The organism is Isoptericola sp. F-RaC21 (assembly GCF_038593535.1).
Lineage (GTDB): Bacteria > Actinomycetota > Actinomycetes > Actinomycetales > Cellulomonadaceae > Isoptericola.
Genome location: NZ_JBCFYX010000002.1, coordinates 945,464 through 966,524, shown reverse-complemented (window position 1 = coordinate 966,524; position 21,061 = coordinate 945,464). Strand labels below are relative to the sequence as shown.

Below are 21,061 nucleotides of genomic sequence, written 5' to 3'. Positions count from 1 at the left end.
CAGCGTACGGGCCCGTCCGGGCGCGTCAGGCGACGGGGGCGAGCCGGGCCCGCAGCGCCTGGGTGATCTCGCGCACCAGACCGACCCAGATCACGCCGCCCGCCACGAGGGCCACCGCGGCGACGCCCTCGAACACGGGGATGGTCGCGGGGTCGCGCGAGCCGAAGCCGACCGCCGAGAAGGCGGCCTGGTTCGACGACCAGAGGCCGATCAGCCAGCAGGCCCACCACCAGCCGAGCCTGGCCGGCGTCGCGCCGCCCACCGCGGCGGCGCGCACGTCGCGCAGCACCTGGTACGGGAACCACAGGGACACGACGGGCACCACCCAGCCGAGCCAGACCCACACCGGTCCGCGCACCTGCCGCGCGGCCGGGGCGAGCCCCACGGCGACGCGGCGGCACTGCTGCAGCCAGAGGCACGCGACGACGAACGCCGCGACCTGCACGGGCATGACGAAGCCGCCGATCGCGTCGTACGCCGTCCAGACCGACGACAGGGGCCGGCCCGCCGCGAGCGCCGCCTCGTACGGCGCGACCGCCGGGAACGCCGTCGCCAGGAGGAGCACCTGCAGTGCGACCCACGCCGTCGCCAGGGCCACCGTCGCCGTGGCGAGCCCGGCAGGCACCAGCGGGGCCGGCGCGACCGGGGGCGCCCACGGGTCGCTCCCGGCGGCCGGCGCGCCTCCCGCGGCGGGCACGCCGCCCGGGGCGTACGCGCCGTAGCGCGGCGCGGGCACCGGCGCGGCGTGCGGCTGCTCGGGCGGCGCCGCGCCGGACGGCGGGGTGAACGGTTCGGGCTGCGTCATCGATTCCTCCGGGGACGGCGGCGGGGCCGCGCCAGCCTACTGGCGCGGCCCCGCCGCACGGACGCCCCGACCGGGGCGGACGTCCCGCCGTCAGGCCTCGACGACCACCGGCACGATCATCGGCCGGCGACGCAGGCGCCGGTTGACCCACTGCCCGATGACACGGCGCATCACCTGCTGCAGCTGGTAGGCGTCGGTGGCGCCGCCGGCGATCGCGTCCTCGAGCGCCTTCACGACGTCGGGCTGGATCTCCTCGAAGACCGCGTTGTCCTCCGCCATGCCGCGCGCGAGGATCTGCGGGCCGGCGAGCACCTTGCCGGTGGCGGTGTCCACGACCGCGAAGACGGAGACGAAACCCTCCTCGGACAGCGTGCGGCGGTCCTTGAGCTCGTTCTCGGTGACCGCGCCGACGGTCGAGCCGTCGACGAAGACGTAGCCGCACGGGACCGCGCCCACGACCGACGCCTTGCCGTCCACGAGGTCGACGACGACGCCGTCCTCGGCGAGCACGACGCGGTCGGCCGGCACGCCCGTGCGGACCGCGAGCGCCCCGTTCGCCACGAGGTGGCGGACCTCGCCGTGCACGGGCATGACGTTCTTCGGCTTGAGCACGTTGTAGCAGTACAGGAGCTCGCCGGCGCTGGCGTGGCCGGACACGTGCACCTTGGCGTTGCCGGAGTGCACGACGCGGGCGCCGAGGCGGGTGAGCCCGTTGATGACCCGGAACACCGAGTTCTCGTTGCCCGGGATGAGCGACGACGCGAGGATCACCGTGTCGCCGTGGCCGACCTGCACCTTGTGGTCGCCGTTGGCCATCCGGCTGAGCGCGGCCATAGGCTCGCCCTGCGACCCGGTGGACATGTAGACGATGCGGTCGTCGGGCAGGCTGGCCGCCTGCTTGAGCTCGACGAGGACGCCCGGCGGGACGTCGAGGTAGCCCAGCTCGGCGGCGATGCCCATGTTGCGCACCATCGAGCGGCCGACGAGCGCGACCTTGCGGCCGTGCGCGTGGGCGGCGTTGAGCACCTGCTGCACGCGGTGCACGTGCGAGGAGAACGACGCGACGACAATCCGCTTCTCCGCCTGCGCGAAGGCGGCGTCCAGCGCCGGGCCGATCTCGACCTCGTTGGTGACGAACCCGGGCACCTCGGCGTTGGTGGAGTCGACCATGAACAGGTCGACGCCCTTCTCGCCCAGCCGGGCGAACGCGCGCAGGTCGGTGATGCGGCCGTCGAGCGGCAGCTGGTCCATCTTGAAGTCGCCGGTGTGCAGCACCGTGCCGGCGCCGGTCGTGACCGCGACGGCGAGCGCGTCCGGGATCGAGTGGTTGACGGCGACGAACTCGCAGTCGAACGGGCCGAACCGCGCGGTCTGGTCCTCCGCCACGACGCGCAGCACCGGCTTGATGCGGTGCTCCTTGAGCTTGGCCTCGACGAACGCGAGGGTGAGCCGCGAGCCGACCAGCGGGATGTCCCGGCGCAGCCGCAGCAGGTACGGCACGGCGCCGATGTGGTCCTCGTGCCCGTGGGTGAGGACGATCGCCTCGATGTCGTCGAGACGGCCGGAGATGTACTCGAAGTCCGGCAGGATCAGGTCCACGCCGGGCTGGTGGTCCTCGGGGAAGAGCACGCCGCAGTCGATGACCAGCAGCCGCCCCTCGTACTCGAGGACCGCCATGTTGCGGCCCACCTCGCCCAGGCCGCCGAGGGCCACGATGCGCAGCCCCTTCGACGGCAGGGCGGGGGGCAGGGGAAGTTCGGGGTGAGGGTGGCTCACGGGGCCTCCAGGCCGGTAGGTCTTACGGAAGAGTGGTGGCGCCCGCACGGACGCCGTCGTTCAGGTAGCCCGCCGTCGCGAGGGCGTCGCGCAGCTGCGCGACGTCGTCCTCGGAGGCGGCCACGTTGGGCAGGCGCAGCTCGCGGTTGTCGAGGACGCCGAGCGCCTCGAGCGCGGCCTTGGCCATCACGGCCTGCGCGCCGGCGCCGTTGAGCGCCTCGATGACGGGCACGGTGGGCAGGTAGGCCTGCAGGGCGCCCGCGGTGTCCCCGGCGTCCCAGCGCCGCACGACCTCGGCGAACGCCCCGCCCACGACGTGCGCGGAGACGGACACGACGCCGGCCCCGCCCATGGACAGGAACGGCAGCAGCAGGCTGTCGTCGCCCGAGTACCAGGCCAGGCCCGTCGCGGCCGCCAGGGGCGCGACCGACGACACGTCGCCGGTGGCGTCCTTCGTCGCGACGACCTGGGGGTGCCGCGCGATGCGCTCGTAGGTGGACGCCGCGATCCGCACGCAGGTGCGCCCCGGGACGTCGTACAGCATGACGGGTAGCTCGGTGGCGTCGGCGACCGTCGCGAAGTGCCGGTACAGGCCCTCCTGCGAGGGGCGCGAGTAGTAGGGCGAGACGACGAGCAGCCCGTGGGCGCCGGCCTCGGCCGCCTGCTCCGCCATCCGGACCGCGTGCACGGTGTCGTTGGAGCCGGCGCCCGCCAGGACGTACGCCCGGTCGCCGACCGCGTCCACGACGGCGCGCACGAGGTCCGCCTTCTCCGGGGCGTGCGTCGTCGGCGACTCGCCGGTGGTGCCGGACAGCACGAGCCCGTCGTTGCCGTCGTCCACCAGGCGCTTCGCCACCTTGACCGCCGCATCCAGGTCCAGGTCGCCCGAGGGCGTCATGGGGGTCACCATCGCGGTGAGGACGGCGCCGAACGGGCGCGCGGCGGCAGGGGCGAGCGTCATGAGGTCAACCGTACCGGGCGCGACGGCGCACGACGGACGGGACTCACCCGTCGAGCAGCCGCCCCAGCCGGCGCGCCACGTCGGCGACGTCCGCGTCGGCGTCGACCACGGCCACGTCGCCCCGGCGCGCCACCCGCCGCAGCCCGGCGTCGTACGCGGCCCGCGTGGCGTCGTCCAGCCCGGCCCGGTGGGCGGAGCCGTCGGCCGCGACCCGAGCGGCGACGATGGCCGGCGACGCCCGCAGCATCGCGTGCGAGAACCGGGCCCCGCCGTCCGCGGCGGCACGCGCGAAGCGCGCCACCTGGTCAGGCCGCGCCACGAGCTGCGGGACGACGACGTCGGCGCCGGAGCTCAGGTGCGAGCGCGCCATGTCCAGGGCGAGGCGCCGCGCCGGCTCCGCAGCCTCGGCCGGGTCGCCGGAGATCAGCGTGCGGACCACGTCCACGTCGAGGACGAGCGTGCCGGGCCGCCCGGCCGCGAGCACCACCGCGAGCGTCGACTTGCCCACGCCCGGCGGCCCGTTGAGGAGCAGCAGCGTCGCGGGGCCCTCGTCCCGCCCGTCACCCATCCGGCGATCGTAGGGAGCCGCCGGCCCGGCGGGCGTCACCGCTCCGCGTGTCGAGCGGACGGCGCCCTGTGCATACTCGGGGCATGAGCTCGCTGTCCCCCGCGCTCGTCGCCCACCTGCCGACCGGCATGCTCGCCGACGGCCAGTGGACCGCGGCGTCGGGCGGCCGGACCTTCGAGGTGACCGACCCCGCGACGGGCGAGGTGCTGTTCGACGTCGCCGACGCGTCCCCGGAGGACGGGCGCCGGGCGCTCTCCTCCGCCGCCGGCGCCGCGCCGGCGTGGCGCGCCGTGCCGCCCCGCGAGCGCTCGGAGCTGCTGCGCGCCGTCTACGAGCGGATCGTCGCGCGCAGCGACGCCGTCGCGTCGCTCATCACGGCCGAGTGCGGCAAGCCGCTGGCCGAGGCGCGGGCCGAGGTCCTCTACGGCGCCGACTTCCTGCGCTGGTACGCCGAGCAGGCGGTCCGCGCCGAGGGCCTGGTGCGCACCGCGCCGGCCGGCGCGAACCGGCAGCTCGTGCACCGCCGGCCCGTCGGCCCGGCGCTGCTGATCACGCCGTGGAACTTCCCCATCGCGATGGCGACGCGCAAGATCGGGCCCGCACTCGCGGCGGGCTGCACGGTCGTGATCAAGCCCGCGCACCAGACCCCGCTGACGACCATGCTGGTCGCGGAGGTCATCCGCTCCGAGGCGGCCGAGCGAGGGCTCCCGCGCGGCATCGTCAACGTCGTGCCCACGGCGGCCTCGGGGGACCTCGTGACGCCGCTGCTCGCCGACGACCGGCTGCGCAAGCTGTCCTTCACCGGCTCGACGGCGGTGGGCCGCACGCTGCTGAAGCAGTCCGCGGACCAGGTGCTGCGCACGTCGATGGAGCTGGGCGGCAACGCGCCGTTCGTCGTCTTCGCCGACGCCGCCCTCGACGCGGCCGTCGAGGGCGCGACGGTGGCCAAGCTGCGAGGCGCCGGGCAGTCGTGCGTCGCGGCCAACCGCTTCCTCGTGCACGACTCCGTGGCCCGCGAGTTCGCGCGCCGCCTCGCCGACCGGTTCGCGGGCCTGCGCGTCGGGCGCGGCGACACCGACGGGGTCGACGTCGGCCCGCTCATCGACGCCTCGGCCGTCGCGAAGGTGTCCGAGCTCGTCGACGACGCCACGGACCGCGGGGCGCAGGTGCTCACGGGCGGCGGGCGTCCCGACGGCCCGGGCACGTTCTTCGAGCCCACCGTGCTCGCCGGCGTCGACCGGGACGCGCGGGCGGTGCGCGAGGAGATCTTCGGCCCCGTGGCGCCCGTCGTCGCGTTCGCCGACGACGACGAGGCGATCGCCCTCGCCAACGACACCGAGTACGGCCTCGCGGCCTACGCGTACACCACGTCGCTGGACCGGGCGCTGCGCGTCGGGGCGGAGATCGACGCCGGCATGATCGGGATCAACCGCGGCATGGTCTCCGACGCGAGCGCGCCGTTCGGCGGCATGAAGCAGTCCGGCCTGGGCCGCGAGGGCGGCGAGGCGGGCCTCGAGGAGTTCCTCGAGACGGTGTACGTGGCCCTGTGAGCCGGCGCCCGGACCGGTCCGTTTTCCGCCGCCCGGGCGCGCCGTGATTTCCTACCCCGCGTGACACGAGGACAGGGGCGGAACCCGGCGGTGCGGTCCGCCGTCCGCCAGGGGGCGAGCGTGGCGGTCGCCACGGGCCTGTACGGCATCTCGTTCGGCGCGCTCTCGGTCGTGGCCGGCGTCAGCGTGCCCCAGACCATGACGCTGAGCCTGCTGCTCTTCTCCGGCGGGTCGCAGTTCGCCCTCATCGGCGTCGTCGCCGCGGGCGGCTCCCCCGTCGCCGCCGTGGCGACCTCCACGCTGCTGGGCGTGCGCAACGCGCTGTACGGCGCCGTCGTGGCCCCGCTGCTCGAGGTGCGCGGCTGGCGGCGGCTCGCGGCGGCGCAGCTCACCATCGACGAGTCGACGGCGGTGGCCGTCGGCCAGCGCGAGCGCGCCGCGACGCGGGCGGGGTTCTGGGTCACCGGGCTCGGCGTGTTCGTGCTGTGGAACGCGTTCACGCTGGTGGGCGCCCTCGCCGGCGACGCGCTCGGCGACCCCCGCGCCTGGGGGCTCGACGCGGCGGCCGGCGCCGCGTTCCTCGCGCTCGTGTGGCCCCGCCTGGCCGCCCGGCGCGCGCAGGTCGTGGCGGCGCTCGCCGTGGCCGTCACGGCCGCGCTCATCCCCGTCGTCCCGGCCGGGCTCCCCGTGCTCGCTGCGGCGGCCGTCGCGATCGTCGTCGGGGTGGTCTCGACGCCGCGCGCCCCGAGCGCTCCGGACGGCCGGAAGGAGGCCGCATGACCACCACCGTGCTGTGGGTCACCGTGCTCGCCGCGTCCCTGCTCAGCTTCGGGCTCAAGCTCGCGGGCCACCTCATCCCCGAGCACTGGCTCGCCACCGACCGCGTGCAGCGGACGTCGACCCTCGTCACCGTGGCGCTGCTCGTCTCCCTCGTGGTGGTGCAGACGTTCGCGGACGGGCAGTCGCTCGTCATCGACGCGCGCGTGCCCGCGCTCGCCGTCGCCGCGATCGCCCTCGCCCTGCAGGCCCCCTTCATCCTCGTGGTCGTGCTCGCGGCCGCGACCGCGGCGGGCCTGCGCGCGCTCGGCTGGGGCTGACGGCCCACCGACGGACCGCGCGGAACCGCCCGGTCACTAGGGTGGCCGGATGGCACTCTTCCGCGACACGGCCGACGTCTCGGTCCGCCCGGCCGTCCCCGGCGACGAGGACGCGGTCACCCGCGTCCAGGTGTCCGCGTGGCGCGCGACCCACGAGGTGGCGCTGGGCGACGGCGTCGTCGACGCCCTCGACACCGCCACCATGCGCGAGCGGTGGGCGCGCGCGATCACGGCGCCCCCGGGCCCGGGCTTCGCGGTGCTCGTGGCCCTCGACGGGCCGGAGATCGTCGGCTTCGCGGCCGTGGGACCGGGACAGCTCGTGGCCCTCGAGGTGGAGCCGGGGCACCAGCGCGGGGGGCACGGGTCGCGGCTGCTGTCCGCCGCGGTCGACCGGCTCCGCACGGACGGCGCCGAGCAGATGGTGACCTGGGTGCTGGACGACGACGCCGCGCGCGAGCGGTTCCTCTCCTCGGCCGGCCTGGGTCCGGACGGCACGTCACGCACGCTGGCGACCGGCGTCCGCGACGTCGTCGAGCGGCGCTGGTCCGCCGCCATCTGACCCACCATCCGACCCGTCGTCCGACCCCGGCACCCTTCCCTACCGTGCGGTAGGTTTCTTGCTACGCTGCAGGGGTTGCACATCGCCGACCCCAGGAGCGCACCCGTGACCCTCGACCAGACCGCGCCCGCCACGACGGCGGACGACTCCCCCCGGCAGCCCGCCCAGCCGTTCGACGTCGAGCGCGTGCTCGCGTCGCTCACGCTCGAGGAGAAGGCCTCGCTGCTCTCCGGCCTCGACTTCTGGCACACCCAGCAGGTCGAGCGCGACGGCGAGACCGTCGTCCCGTCCGTCATGGTCACCGACGGCCCGCACGGCCTGCGCAAGCAGGCCGAGAGCGCCGACCACCTGGGCATCGGCAACAGCGTCCCCGCCACCTGCTTCCCCACCGCCGCCGCGCTCGGCTCCAGCTGGGACGCCGACCTGCTGCGCCGGGTCGGCGAGGCGCTGGGCCGCGAGACGCGCGCGAACGACGTCGCCGTCCTGCTCGGGCCGGGCGTGAACATCAAGCGGTCCCCGCTGTGCGGGCGCAACTTCGAGTACTTCTCCGAGGACCCGGTGGTCGCCGGCGAGCTCGCGGCCGCGCTCGTCGACGGCATCCAGTCGCTCGGCGTCGGCACGTCGCTCAAGCACTTCGCCGCCAACAACCAGGAGGCGGACCGCATGCGCGTGTCCGCCGACGTCGACGAGCGCACCCTGCGCGAGATCTACCTGCCGGCCTTCGAGCGCGTCGTCACGAAGGCGCAGCCGTGGACCGTCATGTGCTCCTACAACAAGGTCAACGGCGTCTACGCCTCGCAGCACGACTGGCTGCTGACCACCGTGCTGCGCGACGAGTGGGGCTTCGAGGGCCTCGTCGTGTCCGACTGGGGCGCCGTGCGCGACCGCGTCGCCGCGGTCGCGGCCGGCCTCGACCTCGAGATGCCGGCCTCGGGCGGCCGCACCGACGCCGAGGTCGTGGCCGCGGTGCGCGCCGGCGAGCTGGACGAGGGCCTCGTCGACGCCGCCGCGCGCCGCGTGCTGGGCCTCGTGGCCCGCTCCCTGCCGGCGCTGGAGGCACCCGGGGAGTTCGACGTCGACGCCCACCACACGCTGGCCCGCGAGGCCGCCGCCGCGGGCACCGTGCTGCTCAGGAACGAGCCGGTCGACGGCGCCCCGCTCCTGCCCCTGGGCGCGCCCGCCGAGGTCGCCGTCGTCGGCGAGCTGGCCCGGACCCCGCGCTACCAGGGCGCCGGGTCCTCGCAGGTCAACCCGACCCGGCTCGACGACGCGCTCACCGCGCTGCGGTCGGCCGCCGGCGCGGACGTCCCCTTCGCCCCCGGCTACACCCTGGCCGAGGGCCCCGACGACGACCGCTCCCCCGAGGCTCTCGTGGCCGAGGCCGTCGAGGTCGCCCGCGGGGCGGGCACCGTCCTGGTGTTCCTCGGCCTGCCCGCGGCGTACGAGTCGGAGGGCTACGACCGCGAGCACCTCGACCTGCCGGCCGACCAGGTCGCCCTCCTGCGCGCCGTCGCCGCGGCGAACCCGCGCGTCGTCGTGGTCCTCGCCGGCGGGTCCGCGATCTCCGTGTCCGAGTGGCAGGACGCGGCCCCCGCGCTCCTCACCGGCTGGCTCGGCGGTCAGGCGGGCGGCTCGGCCGTCGCGGACGTCCTCACGGGCGCCGTCACCCCGTCGGGCAAGCTCACCGAGACCCTGCCGCTGCGGCTCGAGGACACCCCCGCCTTCGGCAACTTCCCCGGCGAGCTCGGGCACGTCCGCTACGGCGAGGGCGTGCTGGTGGGCTACCGCTGGTACGACGCCCGCAAGGTCGACGTCGCCTATCCGTTCGGGCACGGCCTGTCGTACACGACCTTCGCGTACGACGACGCCGCGGCCGAGGTCTCCGGCACCGGGGCGGACGCCCGCGTGCGCGTCTCGGTGCGCGTGACCAACACGGGCGCCGTCGCGGGCGCCGAGGTCGTCCAGGTGTACGTCGGCGACCCGGCCGCGCAGGTGCAGCGCCCCGAGCGCGAGCTCAAGGGGTTCGCCAAGGTGCACCTGGACCCCGGCGCGTCGCAGGTCGTGACCCTCGACCTCGACGCCCGCGACCTGTCGTACTGGCACCCGGTGCTGCGCCGCTGGGTGGTCGAGGGCGGCGAGTTCCGCGTCGCCGTGGGCGCGTCGTCGCGCGACCTGCGCGCCGAGCTGGTGGTCGACGTCGTCGGCGAGGACGTCACCCTGCCGCTGCACGAGCTGTCCACCGTGGGCGAGGCCATGGCGCACCCCGTGGCCGGGCCCGTGGTGCGGGCCACGATCGACGGTGCGGGCCTCGACCCCGTGATGCTGTCCATGGTCGCCGACATGCCGCTCGCCGTCGTCGTCGACTTCGGCATGGCCGGCTTCGACCGCGCCGCGCTGGGGCAGCTGATCGAGACCGCGAACGCCTGACCTCGATCGTCGGTCGAGCCTGTCGAGACCCGGATCCGCGTCCATCCGGGTCTCGACAGGCTCAGTCAGCGGCAGGGGCGGCGATGATCAGGTCGAGGTACGCGCGCAGGTCGGCGGCCATGTCGACGCGCTCGGCGCGCGGCCGTTCGAGCGAGTACAGCCACTGGACCTGCAGGCCGTCCATGAGCGCCACGACCGTCCGCGCGGCGACGGCCGGGTCGACGCCGGGGCGCAGCCGCCCCTCGTCCGCGAGCCGCTCCAGCTCCGCCCGGGAGCGCGAGACGACGTCCGCGTACCGCTCGTCGAAGTACCGGTGCGCCGGGTGCTCGGCCGAGGTCGCCTCCGTGGAGAGCCCGGCGAAGACCTCGACGACCGCCCGCCGCAGCGCGTTCCGCTGCGCCAGCCGCACGAGCGCCTCGAGGTAGCCGCGGCCCTGCTCCAGCTCCTCGGCGAACCCCGCCTCGTCGACGGCGTCCCGGTGCTCCAGCACCGCCTCGAGCAGCGCCGCCTTGGTCGGGAAGTGGTGCAGCAGGCCCGGGTGCGAGATGCCGACCCGCGCCGCGATCTCGCGCAACGAGGCGCCGTGATACCCGACCTCGGCGAACGTGACGATCGCCGCCTGCAGGATCTCCTCCCGCTTGGCGCGCCCCTTCGCGTACCCCCGTGGCCGGTCCACCGTGTCCGTCGTCGTGTCGCTCACGTCGCCATTCTCCCCTCGAATCGCCGCTCGTCCGACGGGACGGTGCGCACGCGCGCCGCTCGGCAGGACCCTTGGCACCAATACCTACCATGCGGTAACCTCACTTTCCGACCGGCTGGTAAGCATTGGTCACGGCGCGGGTCCGACGGCGGTCCCGGCAGAGAATCAGGAGTCGTCCATGGCAGACGTTCAGGCCCCCACCGCGGTGGGCCAGACCCCCGTGTCCCCGACCCGCACCCCCGGCGGGGCACCCGCCGCCGGCACCGGGACGGTCGTCGCCTACGTCGTCGCGTTCTTCGCGATGTACATCGCCGTGCTGACGCCCGTGGTCAGCACCCTCGCCCTCAAGGTGGACGCGCTGTCCACCCCGGAGACCCGCGCCACCAACCTCGCCCTGGTCACCGGCGTGGGCGCGTTCTTCGCGTTCGTCGCCAACCCGGTCGCGGGCGCGCTGTCCGACCGCACCACCTCGCGGCTCGGCATGCGTCGCCCCTGGCTGCTGTGGGGCGTGCTGCTCGGTGCGGCCGGCCTGCTGCTCATCGCCTTCGCCCCGTCGATCTGGCTGGTCGTGATCGGGTGGGCCGTCGCCCAGGCGGCGTTCAACGGCGCCCAGGCCGCGCTCCAGGCGCTCCTTCCCGACCAGGTCGCCGAGGCGCAGCGTGCCCGCGTGTCCTCGCTGCTCGGCATGGGGCAGCAGCTCGCGCCGCTCGTCGGCATCGGCCTGGCGTTCGCCTTCACCGCCGCGGGCGCGAACGAGATCTGGATCTTCCTCGTCCCCACGTTCCTCGCCGTCGTCGGCGTGCTCGCCCTCGTCGCGGTGCTCAAGGACCGTCACCTCGACCGCGCGGGCCTCGAGCCGTTCCGCCTCGGTGCGTTCCTCAAGGGCTTCTGGGTCTCGCCGCGCAAGCACCCGGACTTCGCGTGGACGTTCCTCGGCCGGTTCCTCATGCTGTTCGGCTTCGCGCTGTACAACACCTACCAGCTGTACTTCCTGACGGACCGGTTCGGCTTCGACAACGCCACCGCCCTGAGCTGGCAGCTGCGCCTCATGGTCGTGCAGGCCGTGGTCGTGGTCCTCGCCTCCGTGCTCGGCGGCGTGCTGTCCGACAAGACGGGCCGCCGCAAGGTCTTCGTCGTCGTGGCGACCCTGCTCGCGGGAGCCGGGCTGCTGGTCTTCGCCGTCGTGCAGGACCCGTCGATGCTCTACCTCGGCGCCTCCCTCTTCGGCGCGGGCCTCGGCGCCTACTTCGCCGTCGACCTCGCGCTCGTCACCGACGTGCTGCCGAACGCCGAGACCGAGGCCGCCAAGAACATGGGCGTGTTCAACATCGCCAACGCGCTGCCGCAGTCGGTGGCCCCGGCCCTCGCCCCGGCGTTCCTCGCCGTCGGCGCCACCGGCGGCGGCAACTACACGGCCCTGTTCGCCATCTCCGCGGTCATCGTCGCCCTCGGCGCGGTGGCCACCCTGTTCATCCGAGGAGCCCGCTGATGACCGAGACCACCCAGCCCCCCGCCGACGCCCCGTACCGCGACGCGTCGCGCCCCGTCGCCGAGCGCGTGGCCGACCTCCTCGCCCGCATGACGCTCGAGGAGAAGGCCGGCCAGCTCTTCCAGACGATGATCGAGGTGGGCGAGGGCGGCACGCTGTCCGAGGGCCCGTCCGCCATGGGGGTGCCCGCGACCACCGACATGCTGGTCAAGCGGCAGATGACGCACTTCAACGTCCTGGCGGCGCCGGCCACCGCGCGCGAGTTCGCCGCCTGGCACAACCGGCTGCAGGAGCTCGCGGCGTCCACGCGGCTCGGCATCCCCGTCACGGTCTCCAGCGACCCGCGGCACGCGTTCACCGACAACCCGGGCACCGCGCTGCTGTCCGGGCCGTTCTCGCAGTGGCCCGAGACCCTCGGCCTCGCCGCCACCCGCGACGAGCGCCTGGTCGAGGAGCACGCCGACGCCGCCCGCCGCGAGTACCTCGCCGTCGGCATCCGCACCGCGCTGCACCCGCAGGTCGACCTCGCCACCGAGCCCCGCTGGGCCCGGGCGAACGGGACGTTCGGCGAGGACGCGGAGCTCACCGGCCGCATGGGCGCCGCGTACGTGCGCGGCTTCCAGGCCACCGGCGACGTCGCCCGCGAGGCGGGGCTGCCCGGCACGTTCGGCACCCGCTCCGTCTCGACCATGACCAAGCACTTCCCCGGCGGCGGGCCGCAGCAGGACGGCGAGGACCCGCACTTCGCCTACGGCCGCGAGCAGGTGTACCCCGGCGGCCGCTTCGCCGAGCACCTGGAGCCGTTCAAGGACCTGCTCGCCGCCGGGACGCGGCAGATGATGCCGTACTACGGCATGCCGGTCGGCCTCGACGTGGACGGCGCCTCGATCGAGGAGGTCGGGTTCGGCTTCAACAAGCAGGTCCTCACCGGCCTGCTGCGTGAGCAGCTCGGCTTCGACGGGATCATCTGCACCGACTGGGGCCTGGTGTCCGACGCCGAGATCATGGGCCGGCCGTTCCCGGCGCGCGCCTGGGGCGTCGAGCACCTGGCGCCGATCGACCGCGTGGACAAGATCCTCGCGGCCGGCGCCGACCAGCTCGGCGGCGAGGCGTGCCCCGAGCTCGTCGTGGAGCTGGTGCGTGCGGGGCGCGTCGCCGAGGCGCGCCTCGACGAGTCCGTCGCCCGCCTGCTGCGCGAGAAGTTCGAGCTCGGCCTGTTCGACGACGCCCGGTACGTGGACCTCGACGCCGCCGAGGCCGTCGTCGGGCACCCGGACCTCGTGGCCGCCGGCCGGCGCGCCCAGTCGCGGTCCGTCACGCTCCTGGCGTCCGCCGCGGACGGCGCCGCGCGCCTGCCGCTGGCCCGCGGCCTGCGCGTCTACGTCGAGGGGGCGGCCGACGCCGAGGCCCCGGAGACTCTCGAGACGCTCAGCGGCGCGACGGTCGTCGATACCCCCGCCGAGGCCGACGTCGCGCTGCTGCGCCTCAAGGCGCCGTACGAGGACCGCGGCCCCGGCTTCGAGGGCTTCTTCCACGCCGGCTCGCTCGACTTCCCCGCCGACGTCGTGGCGCACGTGGCCGAGGTCGCGGCGCAGGTGCCCACCGTGGTCGACGTCTACCTCGACCGGCCGGCGATCCTCGCCCCGGTGCTCGAGGCCCTGGGCGACCGCGGCTCGCTCGTCGTGAACTTCGGCGCCTCCACGCCCGCGCTGCTCGACGCCCTCACCGGCGTCGTGCCGCCCGAGGGCCGGCTCCCGTTCGACCTGCCCCGCTCGACCGCCGCCGTCGAGGCGTCCCGCGAGGACGTCCCGTTCGACACCGCCGACCCGCTGTTCCGGTTCGGCCACGGCCTGAGCGTCTGAGCCGGGGAAGCGGGGATGGGAGGATGAGTCGGTGACCCGCTCCCCCGTCCCCGCCGCCACGATCCGGGAGGCGGCCGGCGGCATCGCCGTCCTGGCGGTCACGAACTTCGCCGCGATCACCACCGAGATGCTCCCCGTCGGCCTGCTGCCGCAGATCGCGGACGGCGTGCGCGTCTCGGAGTCGACGGCGGGGCTGCTCGTGACGGTGTACGCGTTCGTCGTCGCGGCCGCGGCCGTGCCGCTCACGGTGGCCACGCGGAGGTTCGCCCGCAAGCCGCTGCTGCTGGGCACCCTGGTCGCGTACGCGGCGAGCAACCTCGCCGTCGCGCTCGCGCCCTCCTACGCGGTGCTCGCCGCCGGTCGGATCCTCGGGGGCCTGGCGCACGCGGTGTTCTTCTCCGTGTCGATCGCGTACGCGTCCCGCCTCGTGGGCCCGCTGTACACGGGACGGGCCCTCACGCTCGTGACCGCCGGCGGCACGATCGGGTTCGTCCTCGGCGTGCCGCTGTCCACCTCGCTCGGGGCGGCGGTCGGCTGGCGCTGGTCGTTCGGGATCCTCGCCGCCCTGTGCCTCGTGACGTCGCTGCTCGTGGCCCGTCTGCTGCCGCCCGTCGCCGTCGAGCCGGCCCGTGCGGCCGGAGACGGCCCTCGTCCCGGACGCCGCAGCCTCGCGCTCGTCGTCCTCGCCATCACGGTGCTGTTCGCCGGGCACTACACCGTCTACACGTACGTCTCCCCGCTGCTGCTGGCCGCCGGCCTCTCCCCCGACGCCGTCGGGCCGGTGCTGCTCGCGTTCGGCGCCGTCGGCCTGGTCGGGCTGTGGGCGGCGGCGCGCTACCTGGACCGCGCGCCCCGAGCCGTCGCCGTGGCAGCCGTCGCCACCATCGCGGCCACCCTGGTGGTCGTCGCGTTCACCCTGTCGTCCGCCGCCGGGCTGCTCGTCGCCGGGGCGGTGTGGCTCGCCGCCTTCGGGGCGGTGCCCGCCACCACCCAGGCCGCGGCCCTGCGCACCCACGGCGCGGGCCCGGACGTCATCGGCGCGTTCGTCAACGGCTCGTCGAACTTCGGCATCGGCGTCGGCGCGGCGATCGGCTCCGCCGTCATCGCCGGCCCGGGGTCGCAGGCGCTGGCGCTGACGGGCGCCGCGATCGTCGCCGTCGCGCTGGTGGTGGTGCTCGCGGCCCCGCGCGCGTTCCCGCGCGAGCCCTGACCCCACCGCTCGCCGGCCCTGCGTCAGACCGGACGAGCCGTTCCCTCGGCGTCACCACGCCGTGACGCGCCCGTAGCACCGCGGTGCGACGGTGAGGCCATGCATCTGTCGGGCAACCCGCCGGGGACGTCGCGCGGCGACCGCGCCGCGCCGCTCCTCACCGACTACTTCGCGGCCCCCACCGACGCCGTGGCCGCCACGGTGGTGCACCAGGACGTGGGTCCGTCGGTCCTGGCGCGCGGCTCGGGCCGTCCCCTCTTCGACACCGTGCGCCTGCCGGCCGTGGAGCCGTTCGTGATGCTGGGACGGGTCGCGGAGGCGCTGTGCTCGCGGCCGTACGCGGAGGTCACGGCCTACCCGCGGCACGGGGCTCTCGTGGACGGCGCCGACGAGGGCCCCTGGGTGGTGGCCGTCTCGGACGAGCTCGCGGGGGCGCTGGCCGCCGCCGCGCCCGAGCGGCTGGCCGCCGTCGCGCACGCGGCGACGGTGGTGAGCGACGGGGCCCCGGGCCGGCTCGTGCCGGCCCTGGTCGCGCTCGGCGAGCTCGCCGACCGGGCCCGTCAGGTGCGCCACGGGCTGTACTGCTGGGCGCGGCTCGCGCCGCTGGGCCCGCCGGCCGCGCCGCGGGACCCGGCCGGCGGCCGGGTCAGGACGTCGCGCCGGGCCTGAACATCGACGACGCCTTGCGCAGCGTCTCGCGGGCCCGGCGGCGGTCGCCCGCCGCGTCGTAGGCGAACGCCAGGTGATACCAGGTCTTCCAGTCGTCCGGGTCGCGCTCCACGTCGGCGCGTCGCTCCTCGAACACGGCGTCGGCCGCCGCGCGGTCGACGCGGCCGCCCGGCGAGCGCGGCAGGTCGTCCACGGGCAGCTCGCCCGCCGCGGCCAGCGTGTCGGCCATCTGCTGCACCCGCATGGCGAGCCGGTACTCCCGCGCGACGAGCACGATGACGAGCAGCGGGATGACCAGGACGGCGATCCCGATCGCGATGAGCACCGGCTCGCCGGTGCGGATCATCGCGGCGCCGCGCCCGGCGATCGCCCAGACGTACAGCGCGAGCAGCGCGGTGACGGCGACCGCCCCCGCGAGCCCGCGCGGCAGCCGCCGGCGCGGCGCGTCGCTCACGACAGGTCCAGCACGTTCTCGAGGCCCACGGTGAGCCCGGGCCGGGAGACGACCTCGCGCACCGCGAGCAGCACGCCGGGCATGAACGACACCCGGTCGAACGAGTCCTGCCGGATCGTCAGCTGCTCGCCCACGTTGCCGAAGAGGATCTCCTCGTGCGCCACGAGCCCGCGCAGCCGGACGGCGTGCACGCGCACGCCGTCGACGTCGGCGCCGCGCGCCTCGACGCCCGTCTGGGTGGCGTCGGGCATCGCGGCCAGGCCCGCCTCCGAGCGCGCGCGGGCGATCGCCGCGGCGGTGTGCCGCGCCGTGCCGGAGGGCGCGTCCACCTTGTCGGGGTGGTGCAGCTCCACGACCTCCGCAGACTCGAAGTACCGCGCCGCCTTGGCGGCGAACGTCATCGCGAGCACGGCGGACAGGCCGAAGTTCGGGGCGATGAGGACGCCGAGGCCGCCCCGGCCCTCGCGTCCGGCGTTGACGCGCTCGAGGTGCTCCGCGACGCGACCGCGCGACGCGTCGTCCCAGCCCGTGGTGCCGACGACGGCGTGCGCGCCGGCGTCGAGCACCGCGTGCACGTTGGCCTCCGTGGCCGCCGGCACGGTGAAGTCGATCGCGACGTCCGCGCCGGCCAGGCTGCCGGCGTCGACGGCGTCGCCCGCGTCGAGGCGGGCGACCAGCTCGAGGTCGTCCGCGTCCTCGACCGCGCGGCAGACGGTGGCGCCCATGCGCCCGGCCGCGCCGAGCACCGCCACCTTGAGGGTCTTGCTCATGGGGATCTGGTCTCCGATCTGATGGTGGAGCGGGAGGTCAGTCGCCGAAGGGCCCGACGCGCACGACGGACCGGGGGCGCGAGGCCAGGTCGGCGGCCAGCTCGCGGACGTCGTCGGCGGTCACGGCGCGCACCCGCTCCAGCGACTCCTCGAGGCTGAGCAGCTCCCCGTACACCAGCTCGGCCTTGCCCAGCCGGCTCATGCGCGAGCCGGAGTCCTCCAGGCCCAGCACGAGGCCGCCGGAGAGCTGGCCGATGCTGCGGGTGAGCTCGGCGTCGGTGATGTTCTCGGCCGCCATGCGCTCCAGCTCGGCGACGAGCAGCTCGGTGACCTGGTCGACCTTCGCGGGCGAGCAGCCCGCATAGAGCCCGAAGGTGCCGAGCCCGCCGTGCCCGGAGGCGAACGAGTACGTGGTGTACGCCAGGCCGCGGCGCTCGCGCACCTCCTGGAAGAGGCGCGACGACATGCCGCCGCCCAGCACGGCGTTGAGGACCGACAGCGTGAAACGACGGTCGTCGGTGGCCGCGAGGCCCGTGGACCCGACGATGACGTTCGCCTGCTCCACCTGGCGCCGGATCGTCAGCTCGACGCCGTCGGCCGGCACCCCGTCCGTCTCGGCGGCGGTGGTGCGCCGGTCCCGCGGGGCCGCACCCGCGGGCAGGTCCCAGCCGCCGGCGGCCAGCGCGTCGGACACCTGCCCGACGAGCGCGTCGTGGTCGACGCCGCCGGCGGCGGAGACCACGAGCGTCTCGGGCCGGTAGTGCCAGCGGTAGTGCTCCCAGACGGCGTCGCGCGGCACGGCGCGGATCGTCTCCGGGGTGCCGCCGATGGGCCGACCCAGGGGGTGCGTGCCCAGCACGGCGGCGGAGAACTCCTCGTGCACGACGTCGCCCGGGTCGTCGTCGTTCATCGCGAGCTCTTCGAGGATCACGCCGCGCTCGGTCTCGAGCTCGTCGGAGTCGAGGCGCGCCGAGGTGACCATGTCGGCGATGACGTCGACCGCCATCGGCAGGTCGGCGTCGAGCACCCGGGCGTAGTAGCAGGTGTGCTCCTTGCCCGTGGCGGCGTTGGCCTCGCCGCCGACCGCGTCGAACGCCTCGGCGATGTCCATCGCCGAGCGGCGGGGCGTGCCCTTGAACAGCAGGTGCTCGAGGAAGTGCGTGGAGCCGAAGTGCCCATCGGTCTCGTCGCGCGAGCCCACGCCGACCCAGGCGCCCACCGTGGCCGAGCGCAGGCCCGGCATCTGCTCGGTGAGCACACGAACACCGCCGGGCAGGACCGTGCGACGGATGGTCGCACCGTCCTGCCCGGCGGTCAGGTCGGCACCGGGCTCGCCCGCGGGGACGAGCGGGAGGTGCCAGGTCATCAGAGCGTCAGGCCTCCGCGGGTGCGTCGGCGGCGGGCTCGGCGGCCTCGTCGGACTTGTCGTCCTCGGTCACCGCGACGAGCGAGAGCTTGCCGCGCGGGTCGATCTCGCCGATCTCGACCTGGACCTTCTGGCCCACGGACAGCACGTCGTCGACGTTCTCGACGCGCTTGCCGCCCACGAGCTTACGGATCTGGCTGATGTGCAGCAGACCGTCCTTGCCCGGCGAGAGGGAGATGAACGCGCCGAACGACGTCGTCTTGACGACGGTGCCGACGAAGCGCTCGCCCACCTCGGGGACGTGCGGGTTGGCGATCGCGTTGATCGCCGCGCGGGCGGCCTCGGCCGAGGGGCCGTCGGTGGCGCCGATGTACACGGTGCCGTCGTCCTCGATGGAGATGTCCGCGCCCGTCTCCTCCTGGATCTGGTTGATCATCTTGCCCTTGGGCCCGATGACCTCGCCGATCTTGTCGACCGGCACCTTCACGGAGATGACGCGCGGGGCGTTCGGGGACATCTCGTCGGGCACGTCGATCGCCTCGGCGAGCACCTCGAGGATGGTCAGGCGCGCGTCGCGGGCCTGGGTCAGCGCGCCGGCCAGGACCGACGCCGGGATGCCGTCGAGCTTGGTGTCGAGCTGGATGGCCGTGACGAACTCGCTGGTGCCGGCGACCTTGAAGTCCATGTCGCCGAACGCGTCCTCGGCGCCCAGGATGTCGGTCAGCGCGGCGTAGCGGGTCTCGCCGTCGACCGTGTCGGAGATGAGGCCCATCGCGATGCCCGCGACCGGCGCCTTCAGCGGCACGCCCGCGTTGAGCAGCGAGAGCGTCGAGGCGCAGACGGAGCCCATCGAGGTGGAGCCGTTGGACCCGAGGGCCTCCGACACCTGGCGGATCGCGTAGGGGAACTCCTCGCGGCTCGGCAGCACGGGCACGAGGGCCCGCTCCGCCAGCGCGCCGTGGCCGATCTCGCGGCGCTTCGGGCTGCCGACGCGGCCCGTCTCGCCCGTGGAGAACGGCGGGAAGTTGTAGTTGTGCATGTAGCGCTTGCGCGTGACCGGCCCGAGCGAGTCGATCTGCTGCTCCATGCGCAGCATGTTCAGCGTGGTGACGCCCAGGATCTGGGTCTCGCCGCGCTCGAACAGGGCGGAGCCGTGCACGCGCGGGATGACCTCGACCTCGGCCGAGAGGGTGCGGATGTCCGCGAGCCCACGACCGTCGATGCGCACGCCCTCGGTGAGCACGCGCTGGCGGATGAGCTTCTTCTGCAGCGCGCGGTACGCGGCCGACAGCTCCTTCTCGCGCCCCTCGAAGCGCTCGCCGAGGGCGCTGAGCAGGCCCTCCTTGAGCTCGTCGAGGCGGTTCTCGCGGTCCTGCTTGTCCGCGATGGCGAGCGCGTCGCGCAGCGTCGCGGAGACCTCGTCCTCGACGGCGGCGAACGCGTCGTCCTGGTAGTCGAGGAAGACCGGGTACTCCTTGACCTCCTTGGCCGCCTGGGCGGCGAGCGAGGCCTGCGCCTCGCAGAGGGCCTTGAGGAACGGCTTGGACGCCTCGATGCCCTGGGCGACGACCTCCTCGGTCGGCGCGGCGACGCCCTCGGTCTTGATGAGCTTCCACGCGTCGTCCGTGGCCTCGGCCTCGATCATCGCGATGGCGACGTCGTCGCCCACGATGCGGCCGGCCACGACCATGTTGAACACGGCGCGCTCGAGGTCCGAGTACTTCGGGAACGCGACCCACTGGCCGTCGATCAGCGCGACGCGCACGCCGGCCACCGGGCCGGAGAACGGCAGGCCGGAGATCTGCGTGGACGCCGACGCGGCGTTGATCGCCAGCACGTCGTAGGCGTCGTCCGGGTGGATGGCCAGGACGTCGATGACGACCTGGACCTCGTTGCGCAGGCCCTTGACGAACAGCGGGCGCAGCGGGCGGTCGATGAGGCGGCAGGCCAGGATCGCCTCGGTCGAGGGGCGACCCTCGCGGCGGAAGAACGAGCCGGGGATCTTGCCGGCGGCGTACTGCCGCTCCTCGACGTCCACCGTCAGCGGGAAGAAGTCGAACTGGTCCTTGGGGTGCTTGCCGGCCGTCGTGGCCGACAGCAGCATCGTCTCGCCGTCCAGGTACGCGGCGACCGAGCCGGCGGCCTGGCGGGCGAGGCGGCCCGTCTCGAAGCGGACGGTGCGGGTGCCGAAGCGGCCGTTGTCGATGACGGCCTCGGCGAACTGGATCTCGGGACCCTCCACGGGTGCCCTCCTTGATCTACGAGGGCGCCGCCGCGGCTCGGCGGTCTTCGATCGAGGCCCACGGAGCCGGGCCCGGCCTGCAGGCCGGACGGTTCGGGGGGCCACTACCGAGGACCGGACGAGGATCCGGCGGCGCGGTGGTGGTGCGACGGGCTGTCTACCCGTCGCCGTGCGGTCGGTGTCTGCCGGCGCCGTCTCGCGACGTCGTGCCGACAGGGACATCACACCAGACCAGCCCGGCCCCCGCGAGGGTGACCGGGCTGGCGGGCGGTGTCAGCGGCGCAGGCCGAGGCGCTGGATCAGCGCGCGGTAGCGCTCGATGTCGACCTTCTGCAGGTAGGCCTGCAGGCGGCGACGCTGGCCGACGAGGAGCAGCAGGCCACGACGCGAGTGGTGGTCGTGCTTGTGCTCCTTGAGGTGCTCGTTCAGGTCGTTGATGCGCTGCGTGAGGAGCGCGATCTGCACCTCGGGCGAGCCGGTGTCGCCCTCGTGAGTGGCGTACTCGGTGATGATGGACTGCTTGGTGGCAGCGTCGAGCGGCATGGCTCTCCTTCGG

General features: G+C 74.7%; 19 protein-coding genes. 9 read left to right on the top strand and 10 right to left on the bottom strand.

The genetic code is table 11. From position 1 onward, the window contains the following. Window positions 1-25: 25 nt before the first annotated feature. From AAG589_RS09890 to AAG589_RS09875, 4 genes are all read right to left on the bottom strand, one after another. The gene (locus AAG589_RS09890) at window positions 26-805 is read right to left on the bottom strand and encodes a DUF4328 domain-containing protein (RefSeq protein WP_430567045.1); all 780 of its coding nucleotides are present in this window, start codon (window positions 803-805) and stop codon (window positions 26-28) included. Between the two features lie 90 nt (window positions 806-895). Beyond that, a complete protein-coding gene (locus AAG589_RS09885; protein ID WP_430567044.1) occupies window positions 896-2,581 on the bottom strand; it encodes a ribonuclease J in 1,686 nt (561 codons plus the stop codon). A gap of 22 nt (window positions 2,582-2,603) precedes the next feature. Continuing rightward, entirely contained in the window at window positions 2,604-3,542 is a 939-nt protein-coding gene (dapA, locus tag AAG589_RS09880; RefSeq protein ID WP_430567043.1) for a 4-hydroxy-tetrahydrodipicolinate synthase, read from the bottom strand. Window positions 3,543-3,585: 43 nt separating this feature from the next. Further along, a complete protein-coding gene (locus AAG589_RS09875) occupies window positions 3,586-4,110 on the bottom strand; it encodes an AAA family ATPase (RefSeq protein ID WP_430567042.1) in 525 nt (174 codons plus the stop codon). Between the two features lie 83 nt (window positions 4,111-4,193). Here AAG589_RS09875 and AAG589_RS09870 point away from each other — a divergent pair, with 83 nt between their 5' ends. The 5 genes from AAG589_RS09870 (at window position 4,194) to AAG589_RS09850 (ending at window position 9,743) form a co-directional block, all read left to right on the top strand. Next, window positions 4,194-5,660 (top strand): NAD-dependent succinate-semialdehyde dehydrogenase, encoded by a 1,467-nt coding sequence (locus AAG589_RS09870; protein WP_430567041.1) that lies wholly within the window; start codon window positions 4,194-4,196, stop codon window positions 5,658-5,660. Window positions 5,661-5,720: 60 nt separating this feature from the next. Next, window positions 5,721-6,440, top strand: a complete 720-nt coding sequence (locus tag AAG589_RS09865) for an AzlC family ABC transporter permease (RefSeq protein WP_430567040.1) — start codon at window positions 5,721-5,723, stop codon at window positions 6,438-6,440. Then, complete coding sequence (locus AAG589_RS09860; protein WP_430567039.1) at window positions 6,437-6,757, top strand: AzlD domain-containing protein; 321 nt, start codon at window positions 6,437-6,439, stop codon at window positions 6,755-6,757. The genes AAG589_RS09865 and AAG589_RS09860 overlap by 4 nt, the downstream gene beginning before the upstream one ends. A gap of 49 nt (window positions 6,758-6,806) precedes the next feature. Then, a complete protein-coding gene (locus tag AAG589_RS09855; RefSeq protein WP_430567038.1) occupies window positions 6,807-7,316 on the top strand; it encodes a GNAT family N-acetyltransferase in 510 nt (169 codons plus the stop codon). A gap of 105 nt (window positions 7,317-7,421) precedes the next feature. Further along, the gene (locus AAG589_RS09850; protein WP_446719702.1) at window positions 7,422-9,743 is read left to right on the top strand and encodes an aryl-beta-d-glycosidase; all 2,322 of its coding nucleotides are present in this window, start codon (window positions 7,422-7,424) and stop codon (window positions 9,741-9,743) included. 61 nt (window positions 9,744-9,804) lie between these two features. Here the strand turns inward: AAG589_RS09850 and AAG589_RS09845 are convergent, their stop codons facing one another. Beyond that, window positions 9,805-10,443, bottom strand: coding sequence for a TetR/AcrR family transcriptional regulator (locus tag AAG589_RS09845; protein ID WP_430567037.1), 639 nt, complete (start codon window positions 10,441-10,443; stop codon window positions 9,805-9,807). Window positions 10,444-10,621: 178 nt separating this feature from the next. On the opposite strand from AAG589_RS09845, the gene AAG589_RS09840 reads away from it, so the two are divergent. From AAG589_RS09840 to AAG589_RS09825, 4 genes are all read left to right on the top strand, one after another. Beyond that, window positions 10,622-11,932 (top strand): MFS transporter, encoded by a 1,311-nt coding sequence (locus AAG589_RS09840; RefSeq protein WP_430567036.1) that lies wholly within the window; start codon window positions 10,622-10,624, stop codon window positions 11,930-11,932. After that, entirely contained in the window at window positions 11,932-13,794 is a 1,863-nt protein-coding gene (locus tag AAG589_RS09835; protein ID WP_430567035.1) for a glycoside hydrolase family 3 protein, read from the top strand. Before AAG589_RS09840 ends, AAG589_RS09835 begins: the two co-directional genes overlap by 1 nt. A gap of 31 nt (window positions 13,795-13,825) precedes the next feature. Then, on the top strand, window positions 13,826-15,004 hold the full coding sequence (locus AAG589_RS09830; RefSeq protein ID WP_430567034.1) for an MFS transporter: 1,179 nt from the start codon (window positions 13,826-13,828) through the stop codon (window positions 15,002-15,004). 99 nt (window positions 15,005-15,103) lie between these two features. Further along, window positions 15,104-15,673: a hypothetical protein gene (locus AAG589_RS09825; RefSeq protein WP_430567033.1), complete on the top strand. Its 570-nt coding sequence runs from the start codon at window positions 15,104-15,106 to the stop codon at window positions 15,671-15,673. Here the strand turns inward: AAG589_RS09825 and AAG589_RS09820 are convergent. The 5 genes from AAG589_RS09820 to rpsO form a co-directional block, all read right to left on the bottom strand. After that, entirely contained in the window at window positions 15,651-16,127 is a 477-nt protein-coding gene (locus tag AAG589_RS09820; RefSeq protein ID WP_430567032.1) for a tetratricopeptide repeat protein, read from the bottom strand. The genes AAG589_RS09825 and AAG589_RS09820 overlap by 23 nt on opposite strands. Beyond that, window positions 16,124-16,897: a 4-hydroxy-tetrahydrodipicolinate reductase gene (gene dapB, locus AAG589_RS09815; protein ID WP_430567031.1), complete on the bottom strand. Its 774-nt coding sequence runs from the start codon at window positions 16,895-16,897 to the stop codon at window positions 16,124-16,126. Before dapB ends, AAG589_RS09820 begins: the two co-directional genes overlap by 4 nt. A 37-nt stretch (window positions 16,898-16,934) precedes the next feature. After that, complete coding sequence (locus tag AAG589_RS09810; protein ID WP_430567030.1) at window positions 16,935-18,263, bottom strand: M16 family metallopeptidase; 1,329 nt, start codon at window positions 18,261-18,263, stop codon at window positions 16,935-16,937. 7 nt (window positions 18,264-18,270) lie between these two features. Beyond that, entirely contained in the window at window positions 18,271-20,505 is a 2,235-nt protein-coding gene (locus AAG589_RS09805; protein ID WP_430567029.1) for a polyribonucleotide nucleotidyltransferase, read from the bottom strand. Window positions 20,506-20,778: 273 nt separating this feature from the next. Further along, window positions 20,779-21,048: a 30S ribosomal protein S15 gene (gene rpsO / locus AAG589_RS09800; RefSeq protein ID WP_429728443.1), complete on the bottom strand. Its 270-nt coding sequence runs from the start codon at window positions 21,046-21,048 to the stop codon at window positions 20,779-20,781. Between the last annotated feature and the right edge of the window lie 13 nt (window positions 21,049-21,061).

Excerpts from the sequence above, each read along its gene's own strand:
- AAG589_RS09835 (WP_430567035.1), top strand. The coding sequence starts at position 11,932 with ATGACCGAGACCACCCAGCCCCCCGCCGACGCCCCGTACCGCGACGCG.
- dapB (WP_430567031.1), bottom strand. The coding sequence starts at position 16,897 with ATGAGCAAGACCCTCAAGGTGGCGGTGCTCGGCGCGGCCGGGCGCATG.
- rpsO (WP_429728443.1), bottom strand. The coding sequence starts at position 21,048 with ATGCCGCTCGACGCTGCCACCAAGCAGTCCATCATCACCGAGTACGCC.
- dapA (WP_430567043.1), bottom strand. The coding sequence starts at position 3,542 with ATGACGCTCGCCCCTGCCGCCGCGCGCCCGTTCGGCGCCGTCCTCACC.
- AAG589_RS09825 (WP_430567033.1), top strand. The coding sequence starts at position 15,104 with ATGCATCTGTCGGGCAACCCGCCGGGGACGTCGCGCGGCGACCGCGCC.
- AAG589_RS09810 (WP_430567030.1), bottom strand. The coding sequence starts at position 18,263 with ATGACCTGGCACCTCCCGCTCGTCCCCGCGGGCGAGCCCGGTGCCGAC.
- AAG589_RS09890 (WP_430567045.1), bottom strand. The coding sequence starts at position 805 with ATGACGCAGCCCGAACCGTTCACCCCGCCGTCCGGCGCGGCGCCGCCC.
- AAG589_RS09855 (WP_430567038.1), top strand. The coding sequence starts at position 6,807 with ATGGCACTCTTCCGCGACACGGCCGACGTCTCGGTCCGCCCGGCCGTC.
- AAG589_RS09840 (WP_430567036.1), top strand. The coding sequence starts at position 10,622 with ATGGCAGACGTTCAGGCCCCCACCGCGGTGGGCCAGACCCCCGTGTCC.
- AAG589_RS09860 (WP_430567039.1), top strand. The coding sequence starts at position 6,437 with ATGACCACCACCGTGCTGTGGGTCACCGTGCTCGCCGCGTCCCTGCTC.
- AAG589_RS09870 (WP_430567041.1), top strand. The coding sequence starts at position 4,194 with ATGAGCTCGCTGTCCCCCGCGCTCGTCGCCCACCTGCCGACCGGCATG.
- AAG589_RS09875 (WP_430567042.1), bottom strand. The coding sequence starts at position 4,110 with ATGGGTGACGGGCGGGACGAGGGCCCCGCGACGCTGCTGCTCCTCAAC.